Raw genomic sequence first — 18,596 nt, forward strand, 5'->3', positions numbered from 1 at the left:
AGCGATTGATTATATAGTCGGGCCACGAGAGGAATCGGGGCCTTGACTGAAACCGTTGGCGTGACATTCGACGTCGACGCGCTGCGACGTAAGTACGCCGAAGAGCGCGCGCGCCGATTGCGCCCGGACGGCATCGCGCAGTACGTGGAGACGGCGGGCGCGTTCGCCCGCTTCGCCGACGACCCCTGGGTGGATGGAAATTTCGTTCGCGAACCGCTGACCGACGAGGTCGACGTCGCAATCATCGGCGCGGGCTTCGGCGGACTGCTGACGGGGGTTCGGCTGCGTCAGCTCGGCGTCGAAAGCGTGCGCCTCATCGACAGGGCGGCCGACGTGGGTGGCACGTGGTACTGGAACCGCTACCCGGGAATCGCGTGCGACGTCGAGTCGTATGTGTACATGCCGCTGCTCGAGGAGCTCGGCTATGTACCCACCGAGAAGTACGCCAAGGGGCCCGAGATCTTCGCGCATTGCCAGCGCATCGCCCGGCACTACGACCTCTACCGCGACGCCTGCCTACAGACGGATGTGCACGAGATCCGTTGGGACACGGCCGAATCACGCTGGATCATCCGCACCAACCGGGGCGACGAGATGCGGGCCCGGTTCGTGTCCATGGCCAACGGCTACCAGGCCAAACCCAAGCTGCCCGGCATCGAGGGCCTCGGCGCGTTTCGCGGGCATGCCTTCCATACCAGCCGGTGGGACTACGCCTACACCGGCGAGAAGCTCGAGAAGCTGGCCGGCAAGCGCGTCGGCATCATCGGCACCGGCGCCACGGCGATCCAGTGCGTCCCGCACCTCGCCAGGGCGGCGCAGCGGCTCTACGTATTCCAGCGCACGCCGTCATCGGTCGACGTCCGGGCCAACCGCCCCACGGACTCGCAGTGGGCCAACACATTACGGCCGGGCTGGCAGCGCCGACGCATCGAGAACTTCCAGATCCTCACCGCCGGCGGGCAGGCCGACGAAGACCTCGTGGCCGACGCCTGGACGAGCATCACGCGCAAGCTGCCGGTGATGCGCCACGACGGGGACGGCGCGGACCCGGCGCAACGCGGCCGCGACATCGAACTCGCGGACTTCGCCAAGATGGAAGAGATCCGGGCGCGTGTCGACGACATCGTCGCCGATCCGGCCACCGCGGAGGCGCTCAAGCCGTGGTACGGGTACTTCTGCAAACGGCCCTGCTTCCACGACGAGTACCTGCAAACGTTCAACCGCGACAACGTCACGCTGGTCGACACACGCGGCCGCGGGGTGCAACGCATCACCGAGTCGGGTGTGGTCGTCGACGATGTGCCCTACCAGCTCGACTGTCTCATCTTCGCAACCGGTTTCGAGGTGGGCACCGACTACTGCCGCCGCACCGGTTTCCAGCTGATCGGCCGTGACGGGGTGTCGCTGACCCAACACTGGGACGACGGCGTGCGCACCTTTCAAGGCCTGTGCACGACGAAATTCCCGAACTGCTTCATCGAAAGCATCGCCCAGGCGGGCCTGACGGTGAACTTCCCCTACCTGCTCGACGTGCAGGCGACCCACGCCGCGTGGATCATCGCCTGGGCTCTCGAGCACGGCGTCACCGAAATCGAGGCCGCACCGGCGGCCGAGGCCGCCTGGGTCGACACGGTGGTCGGCCGGTCGGCCGCCAGCGCCGAGCGCGCCCGAACCTGCACCCCGGGTTACTACAACCGGGAGGGCAAGGCGGACAACAAGACCCGGCAGGGCAGCTTCTTCTTCGGCGGGCCCACCGAGTACGCCGACCTACTGCGGTCATGGCGGGCCGACGGTGAGCTGGAGGGTTACCTGATTCGCCGCCGCGAGGCCGGGCCGTGACCAGTCGGCAGGCCCGCTGGCGTTACGGGGTCGGCCGGCTACGGGCGGCGACCCGGCGCCGGCGCTCACCCAGGGTGGCGATCATCGGCGCCGGTTTCGGTGGCATTGCCGCGGCAGTAGCGCTGCGCCGCAGAGGAATTGACGACTTGGTGATCATTGAAGGCGCGGACGGTGTGGGGGGAACCTGGCGACGCAACACCTATCCCGGCGCCGCCTGCGACGTGCAAAGCCATCTGTACTCGTTCTCGTTCGCGCTGAACCGGAACTGGAGCCGTACTTACGCTCGGCAGCCCGAGATTCTGGCGTACCTGGAGTCGGTGGTCGACGACTTCGACCTGCGCCGCCACCTGAACTTGCGGACTTATGTGCGGAGTGCGCGCTGGGATAACGGCGGTCGGCAGTGGGAATTGCAGCTGCAACAGGCGAATGGCGACAGCGTCACCACGTTGCGCGCCGATGTCGTGGTCAGCGCCGTCGGGCTGTTCGGCGCTCCCAGGCTCCCCGACATCGAGGGCCTGACCGGCTACCGCGGCCACCTGATGCACACCTCGGCGTGGGATCCTGGCGTGGACTTGACCGGCAGGAAAGTCGCGGTGATCGGCACCGGCGCCAGCGCGGTGCAGGTGGTGCCGGAACTGGCTCGAATCGCCTCGGGTGTAACCGTGTTCCAGCGGACGCCCCCATGGATGGTACCCAAGGACGACCGTCCGTTCAGTCCTCAGGAGCTGGCGAGGTTTCGCCGCCATCCGTGGGCGGCGCGCAGGGAACGATGGCGAATCTGGAAGCAGTTCCACGACTTCACCGGAAACGCGGTCGAAGACCCGCAGGTGGCAAGCCGTTCACAGGTCGCAAGCTCGTTTCTCGAGCGCACCGTCGCCGACGAACGGCTTCGCCTCGCCCTGACTCCCGACTATCCATTCCGCTGCAAGCGGGTGCTACTCGGCGACGACTACTATCTGGCGCTGCAGAAGGACCACGTCGATCTGGTGACCGAACCGATCGCCCGAGTTACCGAGACGTCGATCGCCACTGTCAGCGGCGAATTGGTGGAGCCCGACGCCATCGTGTGCGCCACCGGATTCCAAACGAGCCGCTACCTTGCCGGCATCGAGGTCATCGGAAGGGGCGGCGAAAGTCTGCACGAGCGATGGGGCGACGACCCCAGCGCATACCTGGGCGTCGCGGTGAGCGGCTTCCCGAACTTCTTCATGCTCTACGGTCCCAACACCAACCAGGGCGGCAACTCGATCGTCTACATCCTCGAGGCCGGCGCGCGGCTGGTTGCCGGCGCGGTCAGCCGGGTGGCGCGCAGGGGCGGCTACCTCGATGTCCGTCCCGAAGCCGAAAAGCGCTACAACGACCAGCTTTCCGAGGACCTGGAGCGCAGCATCTGGACGAAGTGCGACAGCTACTTCCGTTCGCCCACCGGCCGGATCGTCACCCAATGGCCGTACACCGAGCTGGAGTACGCCCGCCGGACCTGGCGGCTGCGACGCCGAGACTGGTTGCTAGCCCAGGCCGAAGTCGATGACCCCGCGGATCAGGCGGCCGGCGGTCAGGTCGGCGTAGGCGTCGTTGACGTCGTCGAGCCGATAGCGCTTGGTGATCATCTCGTCGAGGAGTAGCCGACCCGACTCGTACAGCGTGGCCAGCAGCGCGATGTCGCTCTTGGGATTGCACGAGCCGAACACCGTGCCGCACAACGTCTTGTTCATCAGGATGAAGTCTTGCAGCGCAACGGCGATCGAGTGCGTGGCGGGCGACGGCAACCCGGTCAGCACGCAGGTGCCTCCCTTGCGGGTGAGCGCCAGCGCCGCGCCGACGTCGGCCTCGCCGATCATGGCGGGGGACACCACGACCGCATCCGCCATCGCGCCGCGGGTCAGGTCCCGCACCAGCTCCAGCGCCTCCCCCGCCGTCGCGGCGGTGTGCGTCGCACCGAAAGTTGTTGCGGATACGCGTTTGAACTCGCTCACGTCGACCGCGACGATTCGGGCTGCCCCGCTGATGCGAGCGCCCTGAACGGCGGCGGTGCCGATTCCACCGGCGCCGATCACCACCACCGTGTCACCGCCCCGCACCCCGGCACGCCGGGCCGCCGAGCCGTACCCGGTGGGAACCGCGCACGCCAGCAGTGCGGCCGGCACGAGCGGAAAGTCCGGATCGATCTTGACCAGCGAATTAGCCGCCACCACAGTGTGTTCGGCGAACGCACCGATCTTGGACACGTGACCGAGGTTCCGCCCGTCGACCGTGTGATGGCGAAAAGTTCCGTCCGTCGGCATGCCCGGCGCCAGGGTCCCCGACCCCGTGTCGCAGAGGTACTCCATCCCCGAGGCGCACCACCGGCATTTACCGCACACCGCGACGAAGGACGTGACCACGTGGTCGCCCGGCGCGAACCCGGCGACGCCCGCCCCGACCTCGACCACCACGCCGGAGCCCTCGTGCCCCCCGATCGTGGGTGACATCGCGGGTAATCCCAGGGCGCGCAACGTCTCTGGTGGCGGGGCCAGCTTCCCCTGCCGGATGTGTTCGTCGGAGTGGCAGAGCCCGGTGGCCGCCAGCCGCACCAGGACTTCGCCGGCCTTCGGGGGATCCAGCTCGAACTCTTCGACGGACCACGGGTGGCCGTACTCGTAGAGGATGGCGGCGCGGCTTCGCATCGACTCGTGCCGCCTTTCTGCCGGACCCCGCCGGCGGCACGAATACTATCAATTGATTGATTATGGGGACCCCGCCGAGGCCGGTGAAGATCAGCGGTTCGTGGCCGCCACCCTGGCTCGCTCGGTCATCGACGCGATCACGCCGCCGTCGTTCAGGATGTCGGTGCCGGTGAGGTAGCCGGCTTTGTCACTGGCACAGAACGCGAGCAGCTCGGCCATCTCCTCGGGCTTGCCCCACCGCGGGACCGCGGCGTTTGTCACCATCGCGCCGGCGCCGGCCTGCTCCTCGAGCCGGCCCATCTCGGTGTCGATGGACCCCGGCGAAACGGAGACGATGCGCAGCCCACGCGCGTTGAATCTCTCCGCCTGCGCCTGGCTGTACCACTTGACGAAGCTCTTGCTGACCGCGTAGGCGATGCCGGACCGCGCTTCCTCGGGCACGATGTTGCAGGCCGTCATCATGGCGTCCATGAAAGCGTCGATGTCTTGCAGGGCCAGCGAGAATTGGTCCAGCGGAACCATATCCGCGGGCAACAGGTGGGCCGCCATCGACGCCACATTGACGATCACGGAGCCCTCGCCGGCCGCGGTGTAAAACGCCTCGTTGACGTTCAGCGTGCCGAGCGCGTTGGTCCGCATGACGTAGTCGGCAGGGCCCATACTCGGGCTCACCCCCGCGGTGTGGATCACCGAGGCGAGCGAGCCGAGACTGTTTGCGGTGTCGAGCAGGTCATCGACCGCCCGCCGGTCGGTGACGTCACAGTCGACGGCCGTGGGTGTCATCCCGAGCTCTTCCAGGGTTGCAGCCGCGGCCTTCAGCCGGTCCAGCCGGACGTCGCAGAGGACCAGGGTGTGATCGCGGCCGACGATCTTGGCCGTGGCCAGACCCATGCCACCCGCGCCACCCGTGATCACCGACACTCGATTCATACCGTGGACCGTATACGGCCGGTGGTCGCCGGGAGTTAGGGGTCCGGCACCGGGTGGTGGGGGTGACCGCTGTGCCGGATCGCCGTCCCGAAGAACGGCGCCCGCACGGTGGCGGCCAGGTGGCGGCGGTAGCGGATCAGCGCGACGACGGCCACCACGGTGTAGACGCCGCAGAGCAGCAGCCGGCCATGCGTCGAGGCGATCGGGAATTGCACGACGAACAACCCCAGCAGCGTGGACGCCGCGGCGCGATGGAATCGCAGGGCCAACAGCGCCGCCACGCCCATCATGGTTTGGGTGGCCGTGAGCAGCACTTCCTCCACCTGACGCGGGTCGAGCTCCAGGGAGATTCCGCCGCCGCCCAGGAGGTGGGCGACCGGTAGCGACCCGATCAGCAGCGTCCACTGGTTGACCTTTGAGGAGATCAGGGTGGCGATGGCCGCCGTGCCCTTGCCGCGGGCGGCGAAGATGGTCGCGACGATGAACTCCGGGGCCTCGGAGGCGAGCGGGGCGAGCCACTGGACCAGGAGGAACCGGTCGATGCCCAGCTCTGCGCCTGCGGCGACCAAGTTCTCGGCGAACGGCTTGGCGCACAGCAGAATCACCGCGCCGGAGACCAGGAAGAGGCCGACGACCACGATGCGCCGCGCGCGATCGGGCAGCTCCCCGAGCGCGGCGGCGGTCCCGATCAGATCGGGCTCTTCCACGTCGCCGTGGCCGACCTTGTAGAGGTAGAACCCGAACCAGGCAAGCAGCGCCAGCCCCAGTCCGAAATGGATCTGGCCGGTCGCCGGGATCGCGAAGGCGATGACGCCGGCGATCAGCAGGAACCCGAGTTCGACGCGGTTCGCAGGTTGCAGCGCCAAGCCGGTGGTGTTCGTGGCGCCGGCCTTGCGCGCGACGACGATGCTGACCAGCACCACGACGGGCCAACCCAGACCCATCAGCAACCGGTTGGACCCGGTCATGTTGGCCGCCGCGTACTGCGCGTACTCGGCGTTGTGGCCGGAGACGTACGCGTAGTACAGGTCGACAGCGTATTCGGGAAGCACCGCGATCAGCGCCAGGATCGCGGTCGCCAGCCCACCGGAGACATCGATCTGCGCGGTCTCGGCGCCCCAGGCCAGCAAGAAGCTGGCCGATACGACCGCAGCCCCGTAGATCAGCAGGGCGGCTACCGGGTCGGGGTGCAGGCCGAGGATGCGGACGATCGCCGCCGGGGCGACGAACGCCGCAGTGATCAATGCCGAACGGGTCAGGGTGCGACGCGGCGAACGTTCCGCCTTCGCGGTCGCGACCGCGGACCTGTCGGTGGCGAGCATCGTCATCCTTCGATCAGGAGGGGTGGCGACTGGAGCGGCTACTCCGGCCGGATTAGCCATGCCTAACGACTACCTAAGCTACCCGCCGAAGCGCATTCCCAGCAACGTCGTACATCCGCGGCGCGTGGGGCCTCCCGAACCCATATTTGCTGGCCAGAAGAGCTCCAGCAGAAAGTTAGTCTGCCCTCACTTCGAAGTTTGGCAAACCTTCCGGAACGGAAACCGTCCCTGTGCAGCACGACGGGCCGCGAGCGGGGGAGGTTCCGGTTAATTGTCCGGGCCCATGGCCGCGGCCGCGGCTTGGGCGAACAGTTCGACGGCTTGGTTGCGGGTGAGCGACGCCAGCATCTGTTCGGCGGCGCGCATCATGTCGCCGACCATCAGGGTCGGCCCGCCACCGAGGTTCTCGAACGCCTCCGCGATGACGTCCGCCACGTCGGCCGCGCCTGGCGGCACCTCGTCGAGGGAACCAATCTGGCCGCGGCTGTGTTCGAGTTGCCGTAGTGCGGGCGTATCGGTCTTGCCCAGGATGAGGCCCAGGACGTCGACGCCCTTGTCGTGCAACTCGGCCCAGAGCGCTTCGGCGAACACCATGTCGAACGCCTTCGTCGCGCCGTAGGCGACCATGTTGGCCCCTCCGGCCAGGCCCGCGCCGGACCCGAACAGCACGATCCCGCCGCGGCCCCGCTCGACCATGGCGGCAGCGAAGTGGTGGCACAGCTGCATCGGCACCATGCAGTTGCGCTGCACCATCGCTTCGGCGGTCTCGATCGGATTGGCGAGAAACGGCTCGAAGTTCGGGTCGGCACCCGCGCAGTACACCAGGAAGCCCACCTCCAGGTCACTGGTGGCCGCGGCGATCGCCACCGCCGCACCCGGTTCGGCGAGATCGATGGCGAGCGTGCGCGTGGACGCCGACGTATCGTCGCGGATCGTGGCGGCCACTTCGTCGAGGACGGCTTGCCGACGGGCGATCAGCACGACGTTGATGCCACGCTCGGCGAGCCCGCGCGCGAACGACGCGCCCAACCCGTCCGAGGCTCCGGCCACCACCGCCCAGGGCCCGTACCTGGTTGCGAACGTCATCTAAGCGCCCCCGACCGTCGTCAGCCGTACCTGGGTGTAGCGCCGGCGGGCGATGCGCCAGCCGTCAGCGGTGCGCACGATTTCGTCGTCGTAGAAACCGATCGCGTTGACCCCGGAGTTGTTGTCGCCGGCCATGATCAGTCCGTCGATATAGGTCCGCGCCGTCGCCCGGTCCCCGTCGACCGTGATCGCGTGGTTGGTCAAGCGGTGCAGCGTGTGGCCCGCCAGGGCGTGCACCTGCTCCATGAAGTCCGCGACGGCGTCGACGCCCGTCCACGCCCCGATCTCGCCGTAGTCGAGCTCGCAGTCCGCGGTGAACACGGTGCGAAACAGCGGCCAGTCTCGCCGGTCGATCCCGGTGGCGTAGCGGACCAGCAGCTCGGCGATGTCCTGGCGGTCGTCACGTTCGGTCATGGCAGGTCTCCGTTCGGGTGAACCACGATCCGCGGCGGGCCGTCCGACCGGCGGGCCAGCTCCAGCGCGTCGGGCACTTCGTCGAGGCCGATGACCTTGCCCACGCTGGGGAGCGGGTCGAGCCGGCCCGCGGCGATGGCATCGAGCGTGCCGTACCAGTCCTGCGGGTGTGGGCCGCCGCCGAATTGGATGGTGACGCCTTGGCGGGTGGCCGTGGTGATGTCGAGCGTGTCGCCGGTGTACCAGCCGCCCGCGCAGTACAGCCGGGTTCCCATCTCGGCGGATTCGACGAGCTGCTGGATCAGGCCGGTGGCGCCGACACACTCGAAAACCACTGCCGGGCCGGGTAATCCGCGCTGGGCGCGCACCTCGTTGAACGCGTCGAACGGCGACTTCTCGGCGGGATCGACCACGACGTGCGCGCCGAAACGCTCGCGGGCCAGCGCGCGGCGGTCGGACTTGTAGTCCGCCACGACAATCGGCTCGATGCCACGGCTGGCCAGGGCGGCGACGGCCGACAGGCCGATCGCCCCCGCGCCGACCACGATGGCGACCTCGCCGGGTTGCATCCGCGCCGACCGGACGTAGAACTCGCCGACGGCGAAGGCGTCGGTCAGTGCGACGGCGTCACTGGACACGCCGCCGAAGACCGGCTTGGCCGCCACCTCCGAAACCACCAGCAGCTCAGCGAAACTGCCCTGCGCCTCGGGATGCTGGCCGATGATCCGCATCCCGCCGGATCCACCGTCGACGAGGCGCACCGGCATGGCCGTCACCCGCGCACCGATCGCGAACGCATCCGTGCAGCCGGGTCCGTGGCCGACGACCTCGCCCACGAACTCGTGACCGAGCACGATGTCCCGGTCGGTTTCATAGAGCGAACGCCCGGTCGGATCGTCGACGGCGAGCTCCGGATGGTCCATGAAATGCACGTCGGACGCGCAGATCGCGGTGCTTAGCGTGCGCAGCAACAGCTCGCCCCGTCCGGGCTCAGGGTCCGCCGTCTCGCGGACCTCGAGCCGGCCGTCCCTCAGCACCACAGCGCGCAACGCGTTTCCGCTTTCTCGAATAATCGATATAGAATCTCGAATGTTCGTCTAACTCTAAATCGTGGGGTAGAGGAGTCAAGCGATTCGCGGATCGACGTCTGCACCGACCGCCCGCGTGCTCGACGTTGTCGAGCTGCTGGCCCGGTCGGGAAATGCGCGGCTGCGGTTCTCCGACGTCGTGCGCGAGCTCGACCTCACGCAGGCGACGGCGCACGCGATCCTGAAGACCCTGTGCGACCGGGGTTGGGCCAGCCGCGATCCGGTCGCCAAGACGTTCACCCTCGGCCCGGCGCTGGCCGTCGTCGCGGCGCGGACGGACACCGCCCGGCCACTCGCGAACGCGGCCCGCTCCGCGGCGCTGCGCTTGTCCCGTGAATTCGGCTACGCCTGCTCCGTGGTCGAGCGCTTCGGGGATTCGTTGGTGGTGACGGCTTTCGAGGGTGAGCCCGCCACCCAACCGTCCGGAATTCCGGGCGATCGCATCCCGTACGCTCCGCCGTTCGGAGTCGCCCTCGCCGCCTGGGACGACGAGGAGGAACAACGCGCGTGGATCCGCCGCGGCGCGGGCAACAACCCCGATCGCATCCGGCGCCTCGAGCAGGTGTTGGCGCACACGCGTGAGCGCGGCTTCGACGTCGACTGGACGACGCCCGCGCTGGCGCAGGCCGTGCAGGTGGTCGGCACGTTGGACAGCGCCGACATGCCGATGCCCGTGCGGCACATCCTGGACCAGTTGCTCGTCGAATTCACCACCATCGGCTTCCTGTCCGACGACAACCCCGGTCGCCGCAAGCAACCCGTGGTGACCATCGCCGCACCCGTTTTCGATGAACGGCACGTTGCCCTGATGGTGGCCGTGCACCCACTGTGCCCGCTTTCCGCGCGGCAGATCCGGCTGATCGGAAAACACCTGATCGACGAAACGGGGGCGATCAGCATGCCGTCGCCACTAGCCGACGCGGTCGACCGCGCCGTCTAGGCTCGCCGTAACGCGGCGCGGAAGGCGAAAAGGGATGGCACGTAACTACGTTGTGGAAGAGCTGGCCGGATTCGTCGTCGGCGCGGAGGCGGCGGATCTGACGGGACGGCCGCGTGCGCTGATGAAGCGCAACGTGCTCGACAGCCTCGCGGCGGTGGACCACCTCGACTCCATTCCCGTCGCCGAACTCACCGGCCTGCTCGGTGCGGTCAGCCCGAATGTCCAGCGGCCGCGACCAGGCCCCGGTTCTGACGCGCGGCCTCTTGCGTGGCCCGCTTCCAGCAGTGCGATGATCGGCCATGCGCAAAGATCAGGGCATCAATCGGTGGGAGTTAGTCACCTGTGCAATCGCGGGACACGCCACCTATGCGCCCGACGAGAAGGATCTCGCCGCCCGGTTGAACGGCATCACCGGGCTTGGCGAAGTGTGGCGCTGTCTGCGCTGCGGTGAATTCACCGTGGGCGAGCCGCATGGGCGTGGCCGCGCCGAAGATGCGCCGATGATCATGCGCGGCAAGGCTTTACGGCAGGCCATCATCATCCGGACCCTCGCCGTGGAGCGTCTTTTCCGGGCGCTGGTGATCACGCTCGCCGCATATGCGGTGTGGAAGTTTCGCGGTGCGCGGGGCGCCATCCAGGCCACCCTCGAACGCGACCTACCGATCTTCCGCGCGGCCGGATTCAAGGTCGACCAGATGACCATCGTGCACGAGCTAGAAAAGGCGCTGGCCGCCAAGCCATCCACCCTGGCCCTGCTGACCTTGATGCTGGCCGCCTACGCGCTGCTGGAGGTGGTCGAAGGCGTCGGCCTATGGTTGCTGAAGCGCTGGGGCGAGTACTTCGCGGTGATAGCGACGTCGGTGTTCCTGCCGTTGGAGATTCACGACCTGGCCAAGGGCATCACGATGACCCGCGTCGTCACCTTCACCATCAACGTGGCCGCGGTGATCTACCTGCTGTTCTCGAAACGGCTATTCGGCTTGCGCGGCGGCCGCGAGGCTTACGACGAGGAGCGACGCGGCGAGCAACTGCTCGACGTCGAGAAGGCCGCCGCCAGAACGTGACGTCAGGCCGTCGACTGCCGGGGGTGTATGAAAATGCCCTCCGCCTCGACCGTGACGCCATCCTCGTCGGCCAGGTGGCCGACGGCGAAAGTCTTGACCCCCTCGATGCGCTCGACATGAGCCTGCGCGCGCAACGGCCGCTCCAGCGCGGTTGGGCGCCTGTAGCGCAGGGTGAGGGTGCCGGTGTAGGCGGGCCTGTCCGGCTGGTGCGCCGTCGCGCCGAGCACATGGTCGAGCACCAGCGCGCAGACACCGCCGTGCACATGACCCGGCGGCCCTTCGTAGGCGGCGCCCAGGGCGAATTCCGACCACACCAGTCCGTCGGGCTCGTGATGGACCACCAAGGGCGGCGCCACCGGGTTACGCACGCCGACGACCGCGTTGCCCCACGCGATGGTCTGGCCATCGGGCAGGTAGTGCACGCCGACGGGCCCCGGCGGTGCCGTCTCGCTCAATTCCGCTGTGGCCGCGTCGACCTTCGCCTGCGCCGCCGCCACCGCCGCGGGTTCGGCTTCGGTGCGGATGCTGACGTCGACGAGTCGGCGGATTGACTCGGCCAGCGGCGCGTACACCGACTCGAGCCGGCTGAGATCGATGCAGGGCGTTTGGTCATGCATCTCGGCAACCTAACAGGACCCCGCCTGGTAAGAACGGAGCGATGGGCACTTATGCGGTCACCGGATCGGCATCCGGCATGGGCTACGAGACCGCGCAGCGGCTCAAGGCCGACGGGCACACCGTCATCGGCGTCGACATCAAGGACGCCGATATCATCGCCGACCTGTCGACGCCGCAGGGACGCGAAGAGGCCGCCGACGGCGTGCTGGCGGCCTCGGGCGGCAAGCTCGACGGTGCGGTGCTGGCCGCCGGCCTCGGACCCAGCCCCGGTCCGGACCGGGTACGCCAGATCGGTCAGGTCAATTATTTCGGCGTGGTCGAGCTTCTCATCGCCTGGCGACCGGCACTGGCCGCGGCCGAATGCGCGAAAGTGGTCGTCGTGGCGAGCAACTCGACGACGACCGTGCCCCTCGTCCCGCGCCGAACGGTCAGCGCCCTGCTCGCCCATGACGGCGACAAGGCCCTGCGGTCGGTGCGGCTCTTCGGTCCGGGCGCACCGACGATGATGTACGCGGCATCAAAGATCGCCGTCAGTCGCTGGGTGCGGCGGCACGCGGTGCTGCCGGAATGGGCGGGCCTGGGTGTGCGCTTGAATGCCCTGGCGCCGGGGGCCATCATGACGCCGCTGCTGCAAGAACAGCTGGCGACGCCGCGGCAGGCCAAGGCCGTCCGGTCGTTCCCGGTGCCGGTCGGTGGCTTCGGCCAGGCGCGGCACATGGCCGACTGGATGTGTTTCATGCTGTCGGATTCCGCCGAATTCCTCTGCGGCAGCGTGGTATTCGTTGACGGCGGCACCGACGCGTATTTCCGGGCGGACGATTGGCCGAAAGCGCTGCCGACGCATCGGTTGCCGGGCTATCTGCGCCGGTTCCGGCGTTCCACGGGCATGTGACGGCGCACGCGCGCGCCCGCGGCTGTGCGCCTCGCCACATTAGGACTTTTCGTGGGGTTAACCGCGGCGCGGCGGATTGGTAAAGCGGCTCGGGTGCAATTCAATGAGTCCGCGCACCGGCCGAACAGACGAAGGATCGAAACCGTGGCAACACTGCCGTCCTGGATCAGCCAGAGCCCTACCAAATCCGATGCGGTGACACCGATGAAGGCGCGCGCCTGTGATGCCCTGCAGGCGCTGCTGAGAAGCCGGCCGCGCCGCGGACTCGTCGACGTGACGCTCATGCGACGGGGCGCGGAGCGCTGCTGACCATGCCGTAAGCATGAAAGGTCTGCCCGAAGGCAGATCCCCGTCTTACGACGATGGGTCAATCAGGCCCTTGCGGATGGCCTCGCCCAAAAATGGGCTTGCTGGACTTCGGACAGACCACCGGGTTCCCCCGGCATCCACCACGATCGCACCGCCGCGGCCGGCGGCTCGACGGTCGAAGGTCCCCAATGCCTCGGCCGAAGGTCACATCCACACCGACGGCCGGCGTGTTTGGATAGCGGTTATGTCCGACATGGAAGCCGAATGCATCGTGAGCGCCACGCGCGTCATCGCGGCCAACGCCGCGCGGATTTTCGAACTGATCGCCGATCCCGCTCGCCAGCCGAGCTGGGACGGCAACAATAACCTCGCCTCGTCCGCTCCCGGGCAACGAGTCCGTGCGGTCGGTGACGTGTTCAAGACAACGCTGACGAGCGGTGCCGTGCGCGAGAACCACGTCGTGGAATTCGTCGAAGGCAGCAAAATCGCTTGGCGCCCAGCGGAACCCGGAAAGCAGCCGCCCGGTCACCTGTGGCGCTGGGAGCTCAGCCCGGTGAATGCCGAACTCACCACGGTGACTCACACCTACGATTGGACGGCGCTGGCCGACCCCACCCGCCTCGAGCGCGCTCGTGCGACGACGCCGGACATGTTGCGCGAATCCATGGACCGGCTGGCCGTGCTCGCGCAAGCCCCGGACGCGGGAGGGCAAGGCTGACATGGCGCTTCCATCTCCCGGGGACGGCCGGGCTGCCCTCATCACGGGCGCGTCGTCGGGCATCGGCGAACAGTTTGCTGAAATCCTGGCCCGTCGCGGCTACCACGTGGTGCTCGTCGCCCGCAGCGCCGACCGCCTCGAAGCGCTCGCCGGGCGGCTGGGCGAGCAAGCGCATCCGCTGCCGGCCGACCTGTCCGACCGCACCGAACGAGCGGCCCTGCCCGACCGTGTCGCGGCCCTCGGGCTGATGCCCGACATCCTCGTCAACAACGCCGGATTCTCGACGCTCGGGCTCGTCGCGGAATCGGTTCCCGAACAAGAACTCAACCTTGTCGACGTCGACGTGGCGGCAATCGTGGACCTGTGCAGCCGATTCCTGCCGGGCATGGTGGACCGCCATCGAGGCGCCGTCCTGAATGTGGCGTCGCTGGCCGCGTTCGGCCCTCTGCCGGGCCAGGCGGCCTATGGCGCCGCCAAGGCGTTCGTGTTGTCCTACACGCACAGCCTGCGCGGTGAGCTGCGCGGCACCGGGGTCAGCGCGACCGCACTGTGCCCGGGACCCGTGGACACCGGATTCGGTGAGGCGGCGGGTTTCTCCAAGGAGGAAGCCGAGGCCGCCCTGCCGCGCGTGATGTGGGTCCCCGCCGACAGGGTGGCGCAGGCCGGAATCGACGGGCTAGCGGCCGGCAAGGCGGTCGTCATTCCCGGTCGGGTGAACCGCGCGGCGGCGGCCCTGTTCCGTATCGCGCCCCCCGAGCTGCTGTTGCCGCTGCTGACGCGCGGCCATCCGGCCCTGAAGCGAAAGTGAGTCAGCCCTTCTTGCCGCGCACCCACTGAAAAGTGCCGTAGTTCTTCACCCGCACGCTGACGAACCCATTGCTTTCCAGCATGTCGCCGATTTCGTCGTCGTCGAACACGTGCGCACCGACGTTCGGCAGCCTGTGCCAAAGCCGGGCGGCCCGCCCGACAGTCGGGACCAGAATGGCCGCTCGGCCGCCCGGCCGCAGCACCCGCGCCATCTCGGCGATGGCCGCCGCCGGATTCGGCACCAGCTGCAGCACACCGATCGAGACCACGACATCAACGGTGTTGTCGCGCAGCGGCAGTCGTTGCGCGTCGGCCTTGATGAAGCCGACCTGCGGCCCCGCTTCGTTGCGGACGGCGCGCGCGAGCATGGGCTCGGAGATGTCGACGCCCAGGGCCAACCCATCCGGGCCGGCCGCGCGTGCCAGCGACGCGGTGACGTTGCCCGGACCCGAACCGACGTCCAGCGCGATGCCACCCGGTGGGATGTTCAGCCACTCGATTGGCAGTCGCCACAAACTGAACAGCCGCCGGGACATGGCTTGGGCGTTGTCGTAGAGCATCGAGCCGATCGATGATGCCCACACCGCCTGGATCGGGCCGGTGTTTTTCGCGACGCCGTCGGCCTCGGCGGATCCGCTGCCGAGCAGGTCGAGATAACCCTTGCTCACGTCGGGATCGGCCGGCGGGTCGGCCAGCAGTTCCAGTGCCCGCCGCAGCGCGGGAGGCGGCGAGATGTGCGTGCCCGTCATGCGTACTCCTTCAACCAAACACCAAGCGGTGCACGGGAATCGATCGGAAGGCGCCCGTTGGCAGCTTACGCCGAGCCGCGTTTGTTCACCGCCGGACGATCGCGTGCTCGTGCATCAGGGAGTACAGCCGCCACTGGCCGGGCACGCCCTTGAGCGCCGTTTCGCCGCGGTCGCCGAAGCGGTGTCGCGATCCGGTGACGATGTCGCGCAGCGTGGAGGACACCAGCACCTCGCCGGGTCCGGCCAGTGCCGCCACCCGCGCGCCGATGTGGACGGCCATGCCGGCGACGTCGTTGCCGCGCACCTCCACTTCGCCGGCGTGAATGCCCACCCGCACCTCGATGCCGAGCACACGGACCGCGTCGATGATCGCGTCGGCGCAGGCGATCGCGGCGCTCGGGCTGCTGAATGTCGCGACGAATCCGTCTCCGGCCGTGTTGACTTCGCGGCCGGCGAATCGCTGTAGCTCGTGGCGAACGAGGGTGTCGTGGTTGTCGAGCAGGTCGCGCCAGCGGTGATCGCCGAGCAGCGCCGCGCGCTCGGTTGAGCCGACGATGTCGGTGAACACGATCGTGGTGAGCAGGCGCTCGGCGTCGGAGACACCGCGCACGCCGGTGATGAACTCCTCGATCTCGTCGAGGACGGGGGCGGTGTCGCCGACCCAGTACAGGGCGTCCTGACCCGGGCACTCGACGAGGCGCGCTCCGGGGATGTGCGCGGCGAGATAGTGGGCGTGCTCGACCGGGCTGAAGGCCTGGTTGTCGCGGTGCAAAATCAGCGTCGGCACGGCGACACGGGGAAGCCTGTCGCGGACGTCGCCCTCCCTGACCTTGTTGATGAACGCGCGAGCCATGCTGGGGGACGCGGCCCGGTTGCCGGCCATGTCCCACCACGAGCGGAACGCGGCGTCGCCCGCCACGGAGGGCGCGATGATGCCGAGCATGTCGAACCCCTGCTCGACGGCGTCCGGCTCCATCCCGACCGTCGTGAAGCGGTCCGCGTCGTCGAGGTCGCTGCCAATGGGGTAGTCGGGACCACGCAGCGTTCGCGCCGCGCCATTCGCGATCACCAGGCTGTGCACCCGGTCGGAGTGCTCGGACGCGAGAACCACACCGGTCAGCGACGTGAAACCCGGGGCGAAGATCGTTGCGCGCTCGGATCCCACCGCGTTCATGACCGCGATCGCGTCCTGGGCCCACGATTCCGGGCCGAGCATGTCCAGCGACGCGACCCGCGACGACAGGCCGATGCCGCGCTGGTCGAAGCGGATCACCCGGCAGAACGACGCCAGCCGCCGGTGGAACCGGTACATCGACGGCTCCAGGTCGACGCAGTCGATCGGGATTAACGGGCCCGGCAGCACGAGCAGGTCGATCGGGCCATCGCCGAAGACCTGGTAGGCGATGTCGATCTCGCCGCAGCTTGCGTACCGGGTCCGCGGAGCCGCGGAACTCCCAGCCACGCACTCAGGCTAGTGCAGGTCACTGACATGCCATAGCGGGTCAGCGGCCGATGATCGCCACCAGGTAGCGGGCGGCGTACTCGCGGACGGCGGCGGGGTCGGACGTGTCGAGTCTTTCGGTGGGGAAGACGATGATGCCCAGCGCGACGCGAAGCAGGATGTCGGCGATGTTGGCCAGGTCGCGGTCGGGCATGTCGGCCCCGCACCGGCGCAGCGTGTGGGCGATCCCGTCGGCGAACCGGCCGATGGGGAATGTCTGCGATCGGGAGAACAAGCCCAACAGCTCGGGTTCGCTGTCGGCGATCCGCGAGTACAGCGGCGAGTCGTGGACCAGTCGCACCCCGAGCGCGAAGGCCTCGATCACGGCCTGCCGCGGGTCGCAGCCGGTGGTGGCGTGGTCTAGCGTGCTGAAGAACGATTCGGCCTCGCGCCGCACCACGTGCCCGAACAGGTCGTCCTTGGTCGGAAAGCGGCGGTACACGGTGCTGCGACTGACGCCGGCGCGGGCGGCGACGTCTTCGATGTTGGCCCGGCGCACCCCGTAGGTCTCGAACACGGTGCGCGCGGTGTCCAGGATGGTGCGGTCGAGGTCGGTCCTTTCACCGAGATTGCCGTCAAGGCTGTGGTTCTTCATGGATTACGCCCCTCACGGCAATCTCGGCGCGGCGACGAAGCCCGTTTGACACAAAGATACGCATTTGTTTCACTGCTTCACAACGGGTGTGCGCGCGTGGGGGCGAGGAGATCGGGATGACAGCGCAATGGGCTGGCCGGGATTTCGACACCGGTGTCCGGGAGGCGTTCCCCATGCCGGTCGACGGCCCGGCCGACGAGGCCGCGCGGCTCGGACCCGGGTCCTTGATCTGGAAGTTCTACGGGGACAACCGGACCCAGTTCTTCGGGTTCCAACGCACCGCCGGCGTCGAGAACTGCATCGAACAGCTCGCCCAGGGCGTGCTGGACCACTCGGTGGTCTTCAGCGACACATTGGGGCGCGCCAAGCGGACCGCGCCGCCGCTGATGAAGACCGTCTACTCCGACGAGCCGCACGAGTGGGGCCGCAAGGTGCGCGACTTCCACAAGACGATCAAGGGCACCATCAGTGACGGCTCGAGGTATCACGCGCTGAATCCCGAGCTGTTCTATTGGGCGCACGCGTCATTCGTCGACCAGGTCATCTACAACGCCGACACGTTCATCCGCCGGCTCTCCCATGCGGAGAAGGCGCGGATCTTCAACGAGGGCAAGGTCTGGTACAGCCTCTACGGCGTCAGCGACCGGGGCCAGCCGCGGACCTACGACGAGTTCCTCGCCTACTGGGACGAGATGCTGGAGCGATTCGTCCCGCATAAGACCGTCTTGTACGGGACCGGCTACATCAGGAAGGGGATACCGGGCCCGCGCTGGATCCCGGGGCCGGTGTGGAAGGTGTTGTCCGCGCCGCTGAACGCCTACACCCGTCTGGTCTTGGTGGGGACCATGCCGCCACGGATGCGCGAGGTCTGCCAGCTGGACTGGAATGCGAAGAAGGAGAGGCGATTCCAGCGGTTCGCCTCCGCCATGCGCGCGCTCAACCCGCTGATCAACCGGCTGCCCGTCGGGGTGATCTATACCCCGTGGGCGGCCGCGGCGTGGCGGCGCTCGGGCGTCGATCCGCGCCGGCTGCACAATCGCGCGGCTTAACAGCGGCGT

At 68.2% G+C, this 18,596-nt stretch carries 19 protein-coding genes; 9 read left to right on the forward strand and 10 right to left on the reverse strand.

The features are described 5' to 3' along the window. Window positions 1-42: 42 nt before the first annotated feature. Both KXD96_RS03950 and KXD96_RS03955 read left to right on the forward strand, forming a co-directional pair. The gene (locus tag KXD96_RS03950; protein ID WP_260743052.1) at window positions 43-1,839 is read left to right on the forward strand and encodes an NAD(P)/FAD-dependent oxidoreductase; all 1,797 of its coding nucleotides are present in this window, start codon (window positions 43-45) and stop codon (window positions 1,837-1,839) included. Continuing rightward, window positions 1,836-3,464 carry an NAD(P)/FAD-dependent oxidoreductase gene (locus KXD96_RS03955; protein WP_260743053.1) on the forward strand — a complete coding sequence of 543 codons (1,629 nt, stop codon included), beginning with the start codon at window positions 1,836-1,838 and terminating at the stop codon, window positions 3,462-3,464. Before KXD96_RS03950 ends, KXD96_RS03955 begins: the two co-directional genes overlap by 4 nt. On the opposite strand, the gene KXD96_RS03960 is transcribed toward KXD96_RS03955, so the two are convergent. The 6 genes from KXD96_RS03960 to KXD96_RS03985 all read right to left on the reverse strand — a co-directional run bounded on the left by KXD96_RS03960 (window position 3,348) and on the right by KXD96_RS03985 (window position 9,297). Further along, the gene (locus tag KXD96_RS03960; RefSeq protein ID WP_260743054.1) at window positions 3,348-4,505 is read right to left on the reverse strand and encodes a Zn-dependent alcohol dehydrogenase; all 1,158 of its coding nucleotides are present in this window, start codon (window positions 4,503-4,505) and stop codon (window positions 3,348-3,350) included. The two genes, KXD96_RS03955 and KXD96_RS03960, sit on opposite strands and share 117 nt — an antisense overlap. A gap of 90 nt (window positions 4,506-4,595) precedes the next feature. After that, window positions 4,596-5,435 carry an SDR family oxidoreductase gene (locus KXD96_RS03965; protein ID WP_260743055.1) on the reverse strand — a complete coding sequence of 280 codons (840 nt, stop codon included), beginning with the start codon at window positions 5,433-5,435 and terminating at the stop codon, window positions 4,596-4,598. A 35-nt stretch (window positions 5,436-5,470) separates the two neighbouring features. Beyond that, window positions 5,471-6,763 (reverse strand): sodium:proton exchanger, encoded by a 1,293-nt coding sequence (locus KXD96_RS03970; protein ID WP_260743056.1) that lies wholly within the window; start codon window positions 6,761-6,763, stop codon window positions 5,471-5,473. Window positions 6,764-7,024: 261 nt separating this feature from the next. Then, entirely contained in the window at window positions 7,025-7,843 is an 819-nt protein-coding gene (locus tag KXD96_RS03975) for an SDR family NAD(P)-dependent oxidoreductase (protein ID WP_260743057.1), read from the reverse strand. Beyond that, on the reverse strand, window positions 7,844-8,257 hold the full coding sequence (locus KXD96_RS03980) for a nuclear transport factor 2 family protein (RefSeq protein WP_260743059.1): 414 nt from the start codon (window positions 8,255-8,257) through the stop codon (window positions 7,844-7,846). Then, window positions 8,254-9,297 carry a zinc-binding dehydrogenase gene (locus KXD96_RS03985; protein WP_260745197.1) on the reverse strand — a complete coding sequence of 348 codons (1,044 nt, stop codon included), beginning with the start codon at window positions 9,295-9,297 and terminating at the stop codon, window positions 8,254-8,256. Before KXD96_RS03985 ends, KXD96_RS03980 begins: the two co-directional genes overlap by 4 nt. Before the next feature lie 124 nt (window positions 9,298-9,421). Between KXD96_RS03985 and KXD96_RS03990 the strand changes: the two genes are divergently transcribed. Next, window positions 9,422-10,285 (forward strand): IclR family transcriptional regulator, encoded by an 864-nt coding sequence (locus KXD96_RS03990; protein WP_260743060.1) that lies wholly within the window; start codon window positions 9,422-9,424, stop codon window positions 10,283-10,285. Window positions 10,286-10,584: 299 nt separating this feature from the next. Further along, window positions 10,585-11,349 carry a DUF2127 domain-containing protein gene (locus KXD96_RS03995; RefSeq protein WP_260743061.1) on the forward strand — a complete coding sequence of 255 codons (765 nt, stop codon included), beginning with the start codon at window positions 10,585-10,587 and terminating at the stop codon, window positions 11,347-11,349. A gap of 2 nt (window positions 11,350-11,351) precedes the next feature. Here KXD96_RS03995 and KXD96_RS04000 read toward each other — a convergent pair whose 3' ends face one another. Next, the gene (locus tag KXD96_RS04000; protein ID WP_260743063.1) at window positions 11,352-11,966 is read right to left on the reverse strand and encodes a PaaI family thioesterase; all 615 of its coding nucleotides are present in this window, start codon (window positions 11,964-11,966) and stop codon (window positions 11,352-11,354) included. A gap of 41 nt (window positions 11,967-12,007) precedes the next feature. Here KXD96_RS04000 and KXD96_RS04005 point away from each other — a divergent pair, with 41 nt between their 5' ends. The 4 genes from KXD96_RS04005 to KXD96_RS04020 all read left to right on the forward strand — a co-directional run bounded on the left by KXD96_RS04005 (window position 12,008) and on the right by KXD96_RS04020 (window position 14,694). Then, complete coding sequence (locus tag KXD96_RS04005) at window positions 12,008-12,859, forward strand: SDR family oxidoreductase (protein WP_260743065.1); 852 nt, start codon at window positions 12,008-12,010, stop codon at window positions 12,857-12,859. A 144-nt stretch (window positions 12,860-13,003) separates the two neighbouring features. Then, window positions 13,004-13,168 (forward strand): hypothetical protein, encoded by a 165-nt coding sequence (locus tag KXD96_RS04010; RefSeq protein ID WP_260743066.1) that lies wholly within the window; start codon window positions 13,004-13,006, stop codon window positions 13,166-13,168. A gap of 244 nt (window positions 13,169-13,412) precedes the next feature. Then, a complete protein-coding gene (locus KXD96_RS04015; RefSeq protein WP_260743068.1) occupies window positions 13,413-13,886 on the forward strand; it encodes an SRPBCC family protein in 474 nt (157 codons plus the stop codon). Window position 13,887: 1 nt separating this feature from the next. Beyond that, window positions 13,888-14,694, forward strand: a complete 807-nt coding sequence (locus KXD96_RS04020; protein WP_260743069.1) for an SDR family oxidoreductase — start codon at window positions 13,888-13,890, stop codon at window positions 14,692-14,694. A gap of 1 nt (window position 14,695) precedes the next feature. On the opposite strand, the gene KXD96_RS04025 is transcribed toward KXD96_RS04020, so the two are convergent. The 3 genes from KXD96_RS04025 to KXD96_RS04035 form a co-directional block, all read right to left on the reverse strand. Continuing rightward, a complete protein-coding gene (locus KXD96_RS04025; RefSeq protein WP_260743071.1) occupies window positions 14,696-15,442 on the reverse strand; it encodes a class I SAM-dependent methyltransferase in 747 nt (248 codons plus the stop codon). An 85-nt stretch (window positions 15,443-15,527) separates the two neighbouring features. Beyond that, complete coding sequence (locus KXD96_RS04030) at window positions 15,528-16,904, reverse strand: adenylate/guanylate cyclase domain-containing protein (protein WP_260743072.1); 1,377 nt, start codon at window positions 16,902-16,904, stop codon at window positions 15,528-15,530. 40 nt (window positions 16,905-16,944) lie between these two features. Further along, window positions 16,945-17,538 (reverse strand): TetR/AcrR family transcriptional regulator, encoded by a 594-nt coding sequence (locus KXD96_RS04035; protein WP_260743073.1) that lies wholly within the window; start codon window positions 17,536-17,538, stop codon window positions 16,945-16,947. 116 nt (window positions 17,539-17,654) lie between these two features. On the opposite strand from KXD96_RS04035, the gene KXD96_RS04040 reads away from it, so the two are divergent. Then, on the forward strand, window positions 17,655-18,587 hold the full coding sequence (locus tag KXD96_RS04040) for an oxygenase MpaB family protein (RefSeq protein WP_260743074.1): 933 nt from the start codon (window positions 17,655-17,657) through the stop codon (window positions 18,585-18,587). Window positions 18,588-18,596: the final 9 nt, after the last annotated feature.

Origin of the sequence: Mycobacterium sp. SMC-2, assembly GCF_025263485.1 — a bacterium.
GTDB lineage: Bacteria > Actinomycetota > Actinomycetes > Mycobacteriales > Mycobacteriaceae > Mycobacterium.

Bases quoted from the DNA above. Each gene is read 5' to 3' on its own strand.
- KXD96_RS03960 (WP_260743054.1), bottom strand. From the start codon at position 4,505: ATGCGAAGCCGCGCCGCCATCCTCTACGAGTACGGCCACCCGTGGTCC.
- KXD96_RS03965 (WP_260743055.1), bottom strand. From the start codon at position 5,435: ATGAATCGAGTGTCGGTGATCACGGGTGGCGCGGGTGGCATGGGTCTG.
- KXD96_RS03970 (WP_260743056.1), bottom strand. From the start codon at position 6,763: ATGACGATGCTCGCCACCGACAGGTCCGCGGTCGCGACCGCGAAGGCG.
- KXD96_RS03975 (WP_260743057.1), bottom strand. From the start codon at position 7,843: ATGACGTTCGCAACCAGGTACGGGCCCTGGGCGGTGGTGGCCGGAGCC.
- KXD96_RS03980 (WP_260743059.1), bottom strand. From the start codon at position 8,257: ATGACCGAACGTGACGACCGCCAGGACATCGCCGAGCTGCTGGTCCGC.
- KXD96_RS03995 (WP_260743061.1), top strand. From the start codon at position 10,585: ATGCGCAAAGATCAGGGCATCAATCGGTGGGAGTTAGTCACCTGTGCA.
- KXD96_RS04000 (WP_260743063.1), bottom strand. From the start codon at position 11,966: ATGCATGACCAAACGCCCTGCATCGATCTCAGCCGGCTCGAGTCGGTG.
- KXD96_RS04005 (WP_260743065.1), top strand. From the start codon at position 12,008: ATGGGCACTTATGCGGTCACCGGATCGGCATCCGGCATGGGCTACGAG.
- KXD96_RS04015 (WP_260743068.1), top strand. From the start codon at position 13,413: ATGTCCGACATGGAAGCCGAATGCATCGTGAGCGCCACGCGCGTCATC.
- KXD96_RS04020 (WP_260743069.1), top strand. From the start codon at position 13,888: ATGGCGCTTCCATCTCCCGGGGACGGCCGGGCTGCCCTCATCACGGGC.
- KXD96_RS04025 (WP_260743071.1), bottom strand. From the start codon at position 15,442: ATGACGGGCACGCACATCTCGCCGCCTCCCGCGCTGCGGCGGGCACTG.
- KXD96_RS04035 (WP_260743073.1), bottom strand. From the start codon at position 17,538: ATGAAGAACCACAGCCTTGACGGCAATCTCGGTGAAAGGACCGACCTC.
- KXD96_RS04040 (WP_260743074.1), top strand. From the start codon at position 17,655: ATGACAGCGCAATGGGCTGGCCGGGATTTCGACACCGGTGTCCGGGAG.